Origin of the sequence: Emticicia aquatica (assembly GCF_923079645.1) — a bacterium.
In the GTDB taxonomy this organism is placed as follows: domain Bacteria; phylum Bacteroidota; class Bacteroidia; order Cytophagales; family Spirosomataceae; genus Emticicia; species Emticicia aquatica.
The window spans coordinates 1,178,048-1,193,472 of the sequence record NZ_CAKLPY010000002.1; the positions used below are offsets into that span (position 1 = coordinate 1,178,048).

At 34.8% G+C, this 15,425-nt stretch carries 10 protein-coding genes; 3 read left to right on the forward strand and 7 right to left on the reverse strand.

Features of this window, described 5'->3' with window-relative positions:
- Positions 1–28 precede the first annotated feature (28 nt).
- Complete coding sequence (locus MJQ71_RS14625; protein WP_238807371.1) at positions 29–1,096, forward strand: PorP/SprF family type IX secretion system membrane protein; 1,068 nt, start codon at positions 29–31, stop codon at positions 1,094–1,096.
- A gap of 112 nt (positions 1,097–1,208) precedes the next feature.
- Positions 1,209–2,684, forward strand: a complete 1,476-nt coding sequence (locus tag MJQ71_RS14630; protein ID WP_238807372.1) for an APC family permease — start codon at positions 1,209–1,211, stop codon at positions 2,682–2,684.
- 50 nt (positions 2,685–2,734) lie between these two features.
- Here MJQ71_RS14630 and MJQ71_RS14635 read toward each other — a convergent pair whose 3' ends face one another.
- From MJQ71_RS14635 to MJQ71_RS14655, 5 genes are all read right to left on the reverse strand, one after another.
- Complete coding sequence (locus MJQ71_RS14635; RefSeq protein WP_238807373.1) at positions 2,735–4,630, reverse strand: tetratricopeptide repeat protein; 1,896 nt, start codon at positions 4,628–4,630, stop codon at positions 2,735–2,737.
- 125 nt (positions 4,631–4,755) lie between these two features.
- Entirely contained in the window at positions 4,756–9,555 is a 4,800-nt protein-coding gene (locus MJQ71_RS14640) for a hypothetical protein (protein ID WP_238807374.1), read from the reverse strand.
- Positions 9,556–9,558: 3 nt separating this feature from the next.
- Positions 9,559–10,383 carry a 50S ribosomal protein L11 methyltransferase gene (gene prmA / locus MJQ71_RS14645; RefSeq protein WP_238807375.1) on the reverse strand — a complete coding sequence of 275 codons (825 nt, stop codon included), beginning with the start codon at positions 10,381–10,383 and terminating at the stop codon, positions 9,559–9,561.
- Between the two features lie 157 nt (positions 10,384–10,540).
- A complete protein-coding gene (locus MJQ71_RS14650; protein ID WP_238807376.1) occupies positions 10,541–11,365 on the reverse strand; it encodes an SdiA-regulated domain-containing protein in 825 nt (274 codons plus the stop codon).
- 100 nt (positions 11,366–11,465) lie between these two features.
- The gene (locus tag MJQ71_RS14655) at positions 11,466–11,687 is read right to left on the reverse strand and encodes a DUF2795 domain-containing protein (RefSeq protein ID WP_015028821.1); all 222 of its coding nucleotides are present in this window, start codon (positions 11,685–11,687) and stop codon (positions 11,466–11,468) included.
- A 209-nt stretch (positions 11,688–11,896) separates the two neighbouring features.
- On the opposite strand from MJQ71_RS14655, the gene MJQ71_RS14660 reads away from it, so the two are divergent.
- Positions 11,897–12,229, forward strand: a complete 333-nt coding sequence (locus MJQ71_RS14660; RefSeq protein WP_238807377.1) for an L-rhamnose mutarotase — start codon at positions 11,897–11,899, stop codon at positions 12,227–12,229.
- Between the two features lie 71 nt (positions 12,230–12,300).
- Here MJQ71_RS14660 and MJQ71_RS14665 read toward each other — a convergent pair whose 3' ends face one another.
- Entirely contained in the window at positions 12,301–14,808 is a 2,508-nt protein-coding gene (locus tag MJQ71_RS14665) for a PspC domain-containing protein (RefSeq protein WP_238807378.1), read from the reverse strand.
- Positions 14,809–14,867: 59 nt separating this feature from the next.
- Positions 14,868–15,197, reverse strand: a complete 330-nt coding sequence (locus MJQ71_RS14670) for a PadR family transcriptional regulator (RefSeq protein ID WP_238807379.1) — start codon at positions 15,195–15,197, stop codon at positions 14,868–14,870.
- Positions 15,198–15,425: the final 228 nt, after the last annotated feature.

The window sequence follows — 15,425 nt, forward strand, 5'->3', positions numbered from 1 at the left end:
AACACGTTGTATGCTTTTAACTTAGGCAATGAAAAAACTTTATTTAAGGATTGTCCTTTTGTCTTTAGTCGGCTTGAATAGCGTGGCTCAAGATGCTCAATTTTCGCAGTTTTATGCGGCTCCGATGTATCAGAATCCAGCATTTGCTGGAGGAGCGTATGCCCCACGTCTGATTGCTAATTATCGAAACCAATGGCCTTCAATTAATGCTAACTTTGTAACGGCCGCCTTTTCGGTAGACCATTATATTGAAAAGCTTAATAGTGGCATAGGGATAATGGTTGTCAACGATTCACAAGGGCCTGGTCGATTAAAAAGTACTGAATTAAGCGGTATTTATTCTTATCAAATTCAATTAGGTGAAGAAAACTTCTTACGTCTTGGAGCTCAAGCAACCTATTCTAACAAAAGTTTAGATTATTTCGGTCTTACTTTTGGCGACCAATATACCAACAGAGGATTTTCTGGAAATCCATCTAGCGACCCATTTGCGAATTCAAACAATATTCAACCTATTAAATTTGTTGATTTCAGTGGTGGTGCCTTATTTTATAATAGCCTTTCTTGGTTAGGCGTTTCATTACATCATATCAATCGTCCTTCTTATACCTTTTTATCAACAACGCCTACAAGCCCAATTGCTGGTTGTCCGACAGGAGATTGTTTACCTCGAAAATTGAGTGTGAGCGGCGGTTTGAAATTTCCTCTTGCCAATCCTTTTTCTGGAGCAGCAAATGCTGATAAAGAATTTTCGGTATCACCTGCGTTTTTATACAAAAGACAAGGTAAGTTTGACCAATTTGACTTAGGTTTTTATACAACCTATTCATCATTAACGGCAGGACTTTGGTACAGAGGTATTCCGATAAAAAAACCAACTATTTCTCGAACGAATCACGATGCCATCGTATTTTTGTTAGGTTATCGCCAAGATAATTTTTCGATTGGTTATAGTTATGATGTTACAATTTCTAGTTTAGGGCTTTCGACTGGTGGTTCTCACGAGATTTCGATCGCTTATCAATTAGACCCATTAGAACGAGATAGTCCTCGAAAAAGAAGAAATAAAAAGGAACTTTCTTGTCCAAGATATTAATTTTAGAAAAGAATATTTCGCATTTTGCATGAAAGGTTTGGTTTACCAAGCCTTTTTTGTTTTATATTGCAATATAATTTGTAATCAATATAAAAACCAACTCTAAAATTTTATGGAAAAAAGTATTTGGCGTAAAAAGCCTATGTCGGCTTATGAAGCAGACATTAAGAACAACCAACTTAAACGAGTAATGGGCAAATGGAGCCTTACAGCAATCGGTATTGGTGGTATTATTGGCGGTGGAATATTTGTATTAACAGGAACAGCAGCCCATTATCATGCAGGACCAGCTTTAGCACTTTCATTTATTATAGCGGGTATTGGCTGTGTTTTTGCAGCACTGTGCTACTCGGAGTTTGCCTCAATGCTACCTGTTGAAGGCTCGGCTTATGCTTACGCTTATGGTACAATTGGTGAGCTTTTTGCTTGGATAATTGGCTGGGGACTTATTTTGGAATACGCTATGGGAGCTATGACAGTTGCCGTGAGTTGGTCTGGTTATTTCAACAAACTTTTACATTTATTTGGCATTGAGATTCCATATTACTTGCGAAACGACCCATGGTCAGCTGCTACATTCGCACAGGCTAATAACCTCGAACCATCGTCTTTTGCCTTTAACCTTCCTGCTTTTATTATTACTTGGGTTGTTACTTGGATATTAGTAAAAGGAATCAAAGAAGCAGCAAATACCAATAACTTAATTGTAATTCTAAAATTAGCTGCAATTATTTTCGTAATTATTGTTGGTGTGTTTTTCGTGAATTTAGATAACTGGCACCCTTTCATTCCTCAAACGGAAATGATTATGCATGATGATGGCATTGCAAAAGAGGCCTATGGTATAAAAGGTATTTTTAGCGGTGCTGCTGCTATTTTCTTTGCTTATATTGGTTTTGATGTGGTTTCAACATCAGCAGGAGAAGCAATTAATCCAAAAAAAGATGTTCCTTTCGCAATCATTGCATCCCTTTTAATATGTACAGTATTGTATATTATGGTTTCATTGGTTTTAACAGGAATGTTAAACTACAAAGACATTACTGGTGATGCACTGAAAGCTCCAGTTGCATTTGCGTTTGATAAAGTTGGTCAACCTTGGGCGGTATTTATTATTACCGCAGCAGCTACTGCTGGTTTGGTCTCTGTAATGTTAGTAATGATGTTGGGTCAAACACGTGTATTTTTAGGAATGGCAAAAGATGGTTTATTACCAAATTTCTTCAAAGAAATACACCCAACGTTCCAAACTCCTTGGAAAAGCACTGTATTGGTTGGTTTATTGGTATCAATCGTAGCATCATTTACACCAATCGGTATTTTAAGTGATATGACTAGTTTTGGTACTTTGTTTGCCTTTGCAATGGTTTGTTTAGCGGTATTAATTCTTCGATTCAGAGAACCGAATCGTGACCGTCCATTCAAAACACCTTTACTTAATATCGTAGCTCCATTGGGTATTATTACAAACTTTGCTTTAATGATGTTGTTAGACGGAAAAGCTCAAAAATTTGCAATGATTTGGATGTTATTAGGCTTTGTTATCTATTTTCTTTACAGTAGAAATAAAAGTAAATTGAATGATTAATTTATGTTATTCACAAAAAAAGCTTCTGATGTTCAGAAGCTTTTTTTGTTTTATGGTTGAATGCCCAATTTTATCAAATTCTCACGAGCATCTTTATAATTTGGATTTCGTTTCATTACTTCTCTCAGATCTTTTATAGCCCCTTCTGTATCCCCTAAACTATATCGTGCTACTGCACGGTCATTGTAAGCAGTATCAACCGCTATGCCAATGGTTATCATTTTTGTATAATCATCATACGCTTCTTTAAACTTGTTTGCTTTAAGATTAGCAAAAGCTCTTAATGGCAAATAAGCAACTTTGTCTTGTCCAAGTTCCATTGCCTTTGTAAAATCTTCGGCCGATTGGGCAAAATTGCCTGCATCTCGATTTGCAATTCCTCGATTATAATAGGCCACAAATTTTCGATGATTTGGCGAATTATCAATGCTTTTTTGATATAGTTCTAAAGCCTTTGGCATATTTCCTTTCAAATAATATGCATTAGCTAATGCTCCCATTAAAGCATACGATTGCACACCTTTCGAAGCAGCATATTCTCCATAACGAATCACTTGGTCAATTTCGCCCGAACGCCCAAAGTGGTTAGCTAAGTTTTCATTGACAACGGGTGATGTGGGTTCATATTTATATGAATTGGCAAACAATGTGCCTGTATCTTTATAAGTAAGCGTTTGCTTATAGGTCAAATACATAAAAATTATGGCAACGATGCTACTTCCTACAATCAAAGTATTTTTTGATGCAACTTTTTGATTAAGCCAATAAAAAACCATGAAAAATACACCAAAATAAGGAATATAGGCATAGCGTTCGGCCAAAATAGCTCCCCCAACAGATAAAAATTGAAGTACCAAAACGATTGTAAAGAAAAAGAACATTATTCCGAAAAACACTTCTTTTTGTCGGCGATAAAAAAATGCTGCTCCTCCTAAAATAACAATTGACCAAATCGGAGCAGTAATGTATTGAATCGCACCGTATTGGTCAGCATTGGGATATGCATAAAAATTGTGTTGATTAATTGGAATAAATAGTTTGAAAATATAAACTAAGAAGCCATAAAAGCCAAATTTTATTCTATCTCCAAACGAAAGGGCATCGCTAAGGGCAACATCTAAGGTCATTTTTTCTAGTAGCCCGCCTAGATTTCCTCCACCTTGAACATGCACTGCTAAAGCACCAAATAATACTGCAACAATGAAAAAAGGAATTTTTGATGTAATGTTTTTTACAGTTAAAAAACCTTTATCAAACCAATAATCAATCAATAATAAAACCATTGGTAAAACAACGGCCATTGCTTTTGATAAACACGATAATACAAATAAAATGAAGCAATAGATAAGTAATTTTTGCTCACTTGTTTTCAAATACTTAACGTATTGGATACAAGCCAAGAAGAAAAACATTGTATAAAGCACATCTTTTCTCTCTGAAACCCAAATGACTGATTCGACGTGCATTGGATGAATTCCCCAAAAAAGAGCAACCAAAAAACTCACCAAAGTATTATTACTGGTAAGTTGCTGCGAAAATCGAAAAATAAGAAAAGTATTAAAAAGATGAATAAGCGTATTGACAACAATAAACGACGAAGCCGCCTTTCCAAATAAAGCAGAATTTAACCACAACGACGCCACCGTAAGTGGGTGATAATTTAAGGCACATTCAACCGTTAAAAGTCTAATAAGGTTGGCAAACGAAGGATTCTGAATCATAATGTTTTCAGTCGCATACATTTGGTCGTCCCAATTGACAAAACCATTTGAAAAACCTGCCGCAAATGCAATAATAACACAAGCAGCCAATGTAATATAAACCGTTATTGGACTCATCGTGAAATTATTATCACTTACTTTTGGTGCAGAAAATCCTCCCGTTTGGGACAAACTTGGTGCTTGAGATATTGTGTTTTGCTTGGTTTTTTGCTTATTTTTTGCCATAATTAAATGAGTTTGGGTTCTCCTTTGCGAATATAGCAATTTCTTTGCCAATCGAACAAAAGGAAAGCGAGAATACATCTGGCTGGCCAAAATGTATGCTCGCTTTGATTAATATTTTAAAAAATTTAGAAACCGTCTTTTTCGTCCTCTACTTTTTTCTTCTTTTCATCTTTTTTCTGCGTTTCATCTTTCGGAACTTCGGCTAACTTTTTTGCATCGGTTGGTTTTTGTCCAGCAATTTTTGGCTTTTCTTTGATACCACGATACGTTTCCAAGAATGTTTTTCTATATAGCATTGCTTCTGCGAAATCAACTGGAATTACCTGATAATCTTTGATTTTTTTCTTATCAGCTTTCGCTGTAATAGCAGTATTAAAGTTATCATCCGAAGAAATTAGTCCCATTTGACCATCTTTATAACCCATATAATACCAGTTTTCACCTGAAAGCTCTAAGAAAATATACATTTCATCGCCCGTAACAGGGTTTTTACGAATCTCTACATAACCGTTTACTTTCGCGTTAATATCGGTTTCACCAATGTTGGAGATTGCGAGTTTGCCAACACTTCGATAAGTATTATATTTTGGCGACCAAAGAAGTTTTAAATCACTGAAAACAATGGTATTTGCAAATTTTGGAGAAAACTTGAATAAAGGAACATATTCACGAGCAGATTTATTTTTATATTCTTCAATATCTTTATCGCCCACAAATTTTGCAATTTTCGTAACTAATTCAGGAGAATTAAGTTCGATTGCTGCATCATTTATTCCCAAATCAAGATTAGTTTTAACAATTTTATCGGCCATGTTTGTCAATAATGGCTGTGCAATAGGGAAGTTCACGAGCATCATTGTATTGAATTCATGATTTGCTGTATCCAACCTGATTTTTGCAAAACCAGATGTTTGTACAAAAGACGAAATTTTTTCATTCATTAAATCAAAACGTCCTTCCAAATTAATGATTCCTTTTTCATCCAAAATCTCGTACTTATTACTTGCTAAAGTTCGACCTTCTTCTGGAATAATGCTAAAAAGTTTATTTGGTTCATCTCTGCGACAAATACCGCTTACAAGGAAAACATTTTGGTCTTCGGGTACTTCTTTTGTCGATAAGAAAGTCGGATAAAGCCCATTGGAAGAAGTGGTTGTTCGGAAATGAAGTCCTGCAAAAATTGGTGAATTACCACTTTTCAAGTTTTTATCTACTGTAATTCTAATTTCCTCTGATTTATTGCCTTTGTAGGTTATCCAATAACCTCCTAGTTTAGGATATTTTTTTAATTCAGGAATAATATATCCGTCCAAAGACAAGTTTTTTTCGGGAGCAAGCATCGTGATTGAACCTTTATAAAGCATTTTTGGCGATAAAAACATACTATCACGCTCAATAACCGTTGCACTTGCCACTGTTGAAAGATTTTTGTTTTTACTTCGTCTTGACTCACCATCAACAGTTATATCTCGAAGTTCAAAGTTACCCATTTTGATATTGAAAGTATCTTTCTTGACATTCACAAATTGGTAGGTAGCATCTCCCGTAAATTTATTTTTTGATATAATCTGAATATTTCCATTAATCAAATTATGGTAGCCATTAAGTGTATCAATCGTTAAACGAGCATTTTTGAATGGAAGCATATCAGCATCTCGTCGGATTGAAACTTGTCCTTTATCAGGCAAGATTTTTGCATCCGCTGATTTTATAAATGGCACACCACCGATGTTGAATGTCATTTGGTCAATATCATAAATGGCCGAATTTCCGTTGAATGCCAAACCTTCTTGCGAAGCATTAGTTGAAGTGAATATCGATTTTTCAACATCCCCTTTCATACTGATTTTTTTGTTTTTGATATTCCACTCCGCTCGGTCAATATTGGTTTTGTAGGCCGCATAAGGAAACTCTAAAGTCGAACCTGTACTATCATTAAAGTTTCCTTGATTGGTTGCAATATTTACGATACTATTATTAACGTTAAAGTTTACGTTTACGTTTTTACCCAAAAGCACAGATTTTGCTGTTGCCTGAGTTGATTTTACATTAAACTGCGACCTGTCTGCAATAAAGCCTTCTTTGTTAAATTTGAATTGTTCGGAAGCTGTTTCGGAGTCAGTACGAATCAATTTACCGATACCAAATAAACCACCTGTACGAACCACTAACTTTCCTTTCAACGATGACGTTCCTGTGTAAAAGTTAAATCCCGCCTTTGATGAGATAATCATGCTATCAACTTTAGGTCTCCATTTCAGCGTATAATCATTAATGGCTACCTGTGGAAAATACGACCCTTTCAATACACTTTCATTGATTCTACCCAATTGTCCTGTAGCTGTCAATGAATCTGCCATGAAAAGTATTTCTTTCGCAGTCATTGTTGCCGCTAAGTGATTGATATCTCCTTCTGAATGTAGCCCTTTTCCGTCCATAGCTAATGCCGACGAAAATGTAACTGAAGTTTCGTTGCCAAATACATTATATTTCCCATTCGGAACTTTGTGCAAAAAACCCAAAGTTGTATCAGGCATAATTCTCAATACTTCCTTGAAAGGTTTAAATATATTGCCAGCATAGAATGTTCCATCAAACTCAATATCCTTAACTGCCAAACTATCAAAGTCAATTCTTGGAACATCGAATTTCACATCACGGCTGTATTTTCTTATACCACGGGCTGGTTCATCAAAATAAACAATAACACCTTCGTCGATTTTTAATCTTGGATATTGTGGTAAATAAACTTTCCCTGACTTATTATCTGGTCTATTTAGAAAGAGCGTTCCAGGTTTTAAAAATTTAATATGACCTCCAATTTCTTGTCGTCCGCCTTTGCGGTAAACTTCTTGGGGCGTAAAAGTTACTGAGTCAATTTTATTAAGTGAAAGGGCAAATTTTTCGTAGTCAAATAATAAGTCTTTACCAGAAAAACGGTAGTTACGAGCTTTAAATTGACCACTAAAGGTAAACGTTCTATTTTTAGTGACTTTTATTGTTCGGTCATAAGGCAATACATATATTCTGAGTGAGTCGCTCAAATTAAAACGCCTTATTCCTCTGATAGTCAATATTTTATCATTCAAATTCAACGTAGCATTTGAAGTTGAATCTTTACTGTTGCCATAAATTGAAGGAATCAAGAAATCATCATAATCTCTTTTTCCTGCAAAAGCCGAAAGGTAATTTTGACCTTTACTTGTTATTTTGAAAATATCATCTGAAGGATTATAATCAACAAATCCTTGCTGAACCGCAACCATTAGACCGCCACGAATATTTTGCGTCAAAACTTTATTATAATCTGCAATTTCGTTGAGCGTGAAAGTCAGTTTATTATTCTTTTGCGTGAAGTTCCCCACCATCAATAAAGGATTAAATCCTGCACTACTATTGAGACCCGTTACTCGCTGAGCATCATAAAAATCAAAAGATTCAAATACGGCAGGAACTTGGGTTTTAGCCGAAACAATATAAAAATCCATTTTCCCATCATTCAAATTCCATCGCATCGCATCCGATTTAATGTTCATTTGATGATACGTATCCGAAAATGTCGTTTCTTTAAAACCGCCCGACTCAATTTTATTGAGTCGTAAAGTATAATTTTTTTGGTTGTAATTAAGTTTTACGGCTGGATGATAGATAGAATCTTTGTCGATAAATGACACAAAATTTGCCAATTGCGAAGTAATAAGCGAATCACTCAGCTCAAAACGGGTACTACTGGCTTTGAAATAAACTTTACCATCTTTTTTGACTAAAATATTTGAATACCGATTCTGAACAGACGAAGAGAATATTTTATTTCCTGACATCGAAAACCCACCTCGATATTCTATGTTTCGGTCAATATTTTTTATAAATGCATCACTTTGATAAGACATAAACCTTGGATAACTAGGCGGAGCATTTTTTATGCGTTTTTCGCTTTTGTATTCAAAAACACCTTTAATCGGAGCTGTGAGGCGGTCGGTATAAGTAAGTGTCACATCTTCTGCAGAAAACTTTGGATTTCTAATTTCAAAAGCAAAATCTATTAAAATTACCGATATTTGAGGCAGTTTTGCACTTTCAAAAGTAAAAAAACCGCCTTTCCCTACATAAACACCATCTTTTAAAGAAACAATTCCGCTCGTTTTTTTTATCCAAACCGAATCGCTTGCAGTTGCCATGATGATGTCAACATTGTTTAATTGTATCGAAAGCCCACCAATAATTGGCATCGCTTTTTTATCTGGTTCAAAAATTGATTTTGAAGAAGTAATAACCGTTTCTGGAGCAGTTGGCGTATCCCAATCATCAAAGTATTTTTTCTGTTCGAGTTCTGTTTGAGATGTAGAAGTATTTGGCGTTGCTGCTGGGGCATTTGTATCAGAAGCTTTTTCTAAAAACATTAAATCATAACTTCCACCAAGAGCATACAAACGATTATAATTTGATGAATAAAGACGTCGTTTTTCTAGAAAATCCCTCAAGGTTTCTAGCATTTTCGTCGAGGTTTTCAAATCATAGCCATCCACAAATTTTTGAGTAATATTAATCAAATTACTTATTTTCTCATCAGAAAACTTTTCTTGCTCAATAGCTTTCTCCAAAATCGTAAAGAAATAATAGAATTGAGCCATTTTATGGCCACGAGTTCCCATTTTCCTGCAAGTTTGGATAAGCGAAGTTTTCTGTTCAGCACTAAAACGGCTTGTCCAATAAGATTCAAACTTTTTTCCAGTAGCAATCGCAACAGCATTATTATCAGTTGCCATAACGGTCTGAATATCTGTTATAAAAGTTTCTGGTTGCTCCGATAAACGTATCAACTGTGCTTTTGATGAAAAAGACAGAAAAAAAATGGCTAGAAATGAAATGGCTTTGAGGTGCCGCATGGTATCAGAAAATTGCGAACTAAAAATAAAATATAGCATTACTTAACTTTTAAAAACGACCGAAGCCCATTGATTCTTGCTTAATTGAGCTACTTTTTTTAAACCAACAGACTCGGCAACAGCCTGAATATCAGTAATATCTGTTTCATAAAAACCGCTGATGACGAGTGAAGCACCTTCTGTCATAAAGTTTTTATATGCTGGAATTTGTTGTAATAAAATATTACGATTGATATTTGCCAGCACTATTTCATACTTCTCTTCGGGTTCGTTTTCAATAGTTCCTAACCTAACCGTGATATTTTTGGCATTATTTAAGGCAACATTTTCAATAGTGTTTTCAACAGACCATTCATCAATATCAAATGCACTGATATATTTAGCCTCTAGTTTTGACGCCAAGACCGCCAAAATCCCTGTTCCTGTTCCAACGTCAAGTACTTTTTTGTCTTGATGCGGAATCGTTAATTGGTGTTCCATAACCATTGAAGTGGTTTCGTGGTGACCTGTTCCGAAAGACATTTTTGGAGTAATTATGATTTCATAAAGAAAATCGGGTTTAGCTTCGTGAAAATCGGCTCGAACATAAATATTATTTCCAATCGAAATGGGTTGAAAGTTTTTTTCCCATTCTTCGTTCCAATTTTGTTTGGCAATTTTCTTGAAAGAATAAGAAATTGCCGTCCGTTCGGCATAACTTTCGAGCATATTTTTTACAGTCAAATCGTCAAAAACATCTTCTTGAATATAAGCTTCTAAGCCATCTTCAGTTTCTACGAAAGATTCAAAGCCGAGTTCGGCCAATTCTGCCATCATAATTTCGGCAAAGTCAAGGTCAATTTGTAAGGAAAGTTCGATGTATGACACTTTAGTTGATTTTTATGTGATAAAAGTTAAGCTGTAAAGTTCGGAATTTCTTGGCTACGAACAATAAAATTATTGAAAACACCTTATTTCTAATATTTTGTCAAATTTTGGCTTTTTAAAACATTGGTTTCTTTCTAAAAACCGCCAGAAAAGTCTATTATTTTTTCATTAAATACTCAAATTTCAGAATATATCCATTTCCCCCATCTCCTTCTGATGAAATGTATAAATCACCATTTGGAGTAAAACAAATGCCTTCGGGTTGTAAAAACATTTGTGGATTAAGCTCAATCAAGTCGTTTTTCTCGCCTTTTGGCGACAAAATCAACAACTTTTTCCCTTGTGAAGAAATAACGTATAATTCGCCTGTTTGCGGATGTACAGCAATACCTGACGGAGCAAATGTTTTTTTACCATCATCCCCTCTTATCATTTCCTCAGTGATTGTCATATATTTGCCAAACTTCTCTGTTTCTAGAGAGTAAGAGTAAATCGTTTTCTTGTCATTTTTATCCTTTTCCTTTTCTTTCGTAACCAAAAGCAAAGCATTTGTAGTTGGATTATATCCCAAACCTTCGTATTCTTTCACATCTTCATTGGTACAATCAATCTTTCTTTCGCTCGAATCATTTATTTTAAATCCTTTTATTTTTCCATTGCTTTTCATAATAAAGATTTCATCATCAACCACTTCAATACCTTCATAGTCGCCATTTTTACCAATATCAATCGTTTCTACAATTTCTTGCGTAGTCAAATCATAAATAAAAACTGTTCCTTTTTCATCATTTACACATGCCAAACGATTTTCTTTGTAATACGATAAACCCGAAATCTCTTTAAGTTTCTGCGGTAGTTCCATTTTTACACTCGGTTTTTCGATATTATAAAGCAGTACATAATCGGCTTTTTTCTTCGGGAAACAGGCAATTGCAATCAATGCAATGACAATAAATACGATAATAATTTGTAGAATGTTCATCTTTGGGAATATTTAAAACAATAAAGCAACAGCCAGAGAACTCTAACTGTTGCTTTATAATACATGATAAAGAAGAAATTAGTGAACTAGACGTTCATGCTTAATATTCATCTTCATTAAAGAAAAAGTCATCTTTGGTCGGATAATCGGGCCAAATCTCCTCAATGCTCTCATACGGTTGCCCGTCGTCTTCAAGTTCTTGCAGGTTTTCAATAACTTCAATGGGTGCTCCCGAACGAATCGAAAAATCTATCAACTCATCTTTTGTAGCGGGCCACGGAGCGTCCTCTAAATACGACGCAAGTTCGAGTGTCCAATACATAGTTCTTAATCCTTTTTAGTGTAACAAAAAATTTAGGCTGCAAAAGTATAACAAAAATTAACTTCTCAAATGAAATAACGAAAAAATCTACTTAATTTCAAACGTTTTTAATGAAAAATATTGTAAAAATCATAAAAAACATTTACTTAAAAACTAAAATTGACTGATAATCAATGAATTAAGAACTGTTTTTTCTCAAAAAATATTATATGAAACGCTTTACACTTGCCCTTGACTTGGTTGATAACCCAACATTAATTGCCGAATACGAAAAATATCACGAAAAAATTTGGGACGAAATCACCAAAAGTATTCTTGATTCGGGTATTATTGACATGGAAATTTATAGAATCGGAAACCGTTTATTTATGATTATGGAAACCGAAGATGACTTTTCATTCGACAAAAAATCAGAAATGGATGGCAGCAATCAAAAAGTTCAAGAATGGGAAAATCTTATGTGGAAATATCAACAAGCTCTTCCGATGGCTCAACCTGGTGAAAAATGGCTATTAATGAACCGAATTTTCAAACTAACCTAATTCATAAATAAAATGAGTGAATGATGTTTTAGAAACACATTCACTCATTTTACAAATTTTATTATCTACACTTATTCTCGACTAATTTTACTTGCTCCGCTTGTGCTTGAATTAAAATCTTTCACTTTGCCAAAACTCGCGTGGCTTGCACCACTAGCTTCTGCTTTCACCTGATTAATTTCCATTCTTTGAGCATCAATCGTGCACGCACCGGCAATCTCCAAATCAACTTTTTCAGCCGAACCTCTCAAATCTGCTTTTGAAGCACCCGTAGCATCAAACTCAAGTTTTCTTACTTCTACATCAATGGCAGCTTTTGATGCTCCCGTCAATTGAATCTCTAGGTCTTTATTTTTATCTTTAAAGCCGATTACTTTTACCGATGATGCTCCCGAAATATCAAGCCCTTGCAAAGCTGGCATTGTAATATTTATTCTGACCGTTTGGTTATGACGATTAAAGGTAAATTTATCTTTATGTCCAATTTCGAGGGTATTACCATGCACTTCTAAATCGAGGTCATCTAGTTCATCTTCATTATCCGAATCAGTAATAATACTGAATGTGTCACCTCTGCGAACTGTTACGACAAACGCTCCACCAGCCTCGATTCTATCAAAACTTTTTAAATCAAATTTCTTTTCGTGCTGTCCTTTTCCTTCAAAAATGCCATAATCAAAAGCCGAATCATCATCGCCATAATTATTTTCGTTGAGAGCTTCTCGTTCCTCTTCGCTTAGTTTCGGACAATCTCTACAAATCATTCCAGAGTCACGTTTCATCACAAAAACATATTTATCAACATCGTCGCCGTCAATATCAAAGTTTTTATTGTCCCAATCATGGCGATAAACACTATGATAAAATGATTTAGTGATTTTGAAAGGTTTGTCAAAAGGAATAAAAAGTGTCATTTCAAGGTCTTGTCCACGGAAACGAGCATTTTCTGGTAATATTATTTTTTGGTCGAAAGACAAAGAAGAATCTTTTTGAACAATATTATACAAAATATTTTTGGCATTTGCCTCGGCCTCAGCCCTTGTACGGCCCGACGCCTCAAAACGTTGTTCAAGTTTCAAATCTGTTCCTTCATAACCTTCTAAATTTACATCTGCATCATCTTTAATCTGCATTCCGTCAAAATTATCTTCTTGGTTATTATTGGCATCTAGCACTAAAGTTTTTCCAGCAAGTGTAAATGGAAAGTTTTTGGTTTGTTCAAAGTGGCCTTTTTTCTTGAAATTTAAAGCATATTTTGTGGCCAAAATACCCGTTCCCATCAAACCAGCCAACCAAAGCCCTAACAATGAAATCCAAAAGTTACGATTACCAATTCTTCTATTCGACAATAAGGTTAATCCTGTCAATAATAAAGCTAAGAATGGTGTAAACATAGCCAAGAATGCAAAGAAGCCAGCCATTGGATGAATATCTTGTGTAAAAATCTTGAATGGGCTGTTATCAAAAAACTCTGTTCCTTCAATTCCTGATGCTACTCCAAAAAATGCAGCAACAGCCGCTACAACACCAACAATCATTACCAAAGAAAAAATCATCAACACGATTCCTGCCACAACTCTTGCTACTGGCCCAAGATGTTTCAAAACTTCACCTAGAGCTTTAATAACCATTCCAACTAAGCGGAAAGGAAACAAAAGTACCTTAGTCAAACCATTTTCAGGGGCATTTTTATCAACATTTATGCTTTCTTTAATGTTAGTTTCGATGTTTGAAAGTGTTACTGGTTCACCTTTCATTTCCATTTTTTGGGTAAGTGTTTGAGCTTTAGGAGCTACAATCCAAAGAATGATATAAGCTAAAAAACCTGTTCCAAACAAAAATACGCCTAATACGAAAAGTAAACGAATAACCGTAATATCAACCCCAAAATAAGCGGCCAAACCACTACAAACGCCGCCTAAAACTTTATTATCGTTATCTCGATAAAATTTCTTGACTTTTTTGTCTTCGTCCAAATTGGCATTTGGTGGAAACACAACCCAACATACAAAATAAGCTAAAAAAACAAATCCTGAAAATGGACCTAAATCATCATTAATTGGCGGTAATCCGAGGAAAAGAAACAAAAATATAATTCTCATCCAAACCACGTCAATATTAAAATAATGTGCCAATCCAGACAAAACGCCACCCAAAGCTTTACGTTTCACATCACGATAGAGACGTTTAGGATTCGTAGCTCCAATCGACGGTTGAGGATTGTTATTTGTAGCGTACGTGTTTTCAGTATTTGCAGATTTTGGCTCTTGAGTGCTAGCTTGCTGGCTATTTTTTAAGTCTTCTTCTTCTTCAATCGCCTCAAAATCAGCTACGCTTCCCATTGACTTTATTAAGTCATTTACGCCCTCAATGGTAATTACAGGTTGGCTATCTGATTTTTGATTTGTCCAAAATTTTTCGGCAATACGAGCTTCGATATCGGATACTATTTCTTGGCTTCCTTCATAAGACGAAAAATATTGTTTTATTGAAGCCAAATAGTTGTTGAGCTTTTCGTAGGCATCTTCTTCAATATTGAAAACCATGCCGGCTATATTAATCTGTATAGTCTTTTTCATTGTTTTAATGATGAATGAGTTTTGAATTAATCAAATCAATCAAGTTTGCTATATTTTATTTACTTTTTGCTTATAATCGTCCCAACCGACTCCGAAAGTTCGTTCCAAGTATTATTCAAGTTTTCCAAAAATAATAACCCTGTTTCTGTCAATACATAGTATTTTCTGGGCGGCCCTGATGTTGATTCTACCCATTTATAATCTAATAGACCAGCATTTTTTAGCCTAGTTAATAATGGGTAAAGCGTACCTTCAACAACCATAATTTTGGCGTTGATTAATTCGTAAAGAATTTCGGAGGCGTAAATTTCACCCCTCGAAATTATGTGCAGAATACAGTACTCCAAAATTCCTTTCCGCATCTGCACTTGGGCGTTTTCTAAATCCATATTTTTAACTCCTTTTTTTCAAGGAGGAATTTAAAAAGTTTAAGTTTTCTTTATTTCTCAACTTCTATTGATAAATTGATGGCACAAAGATATAATAAGGTACTATGCAATGCAAGATACTTGGTTAAAAACTTTTTACATTTCTGATGAAAGGCAAAAAAAATGTTTAAATCTTGTATTTTTGATGATGAAAATTTGAGAATTTTAAAGAATTTTTGCCTCTTAGTA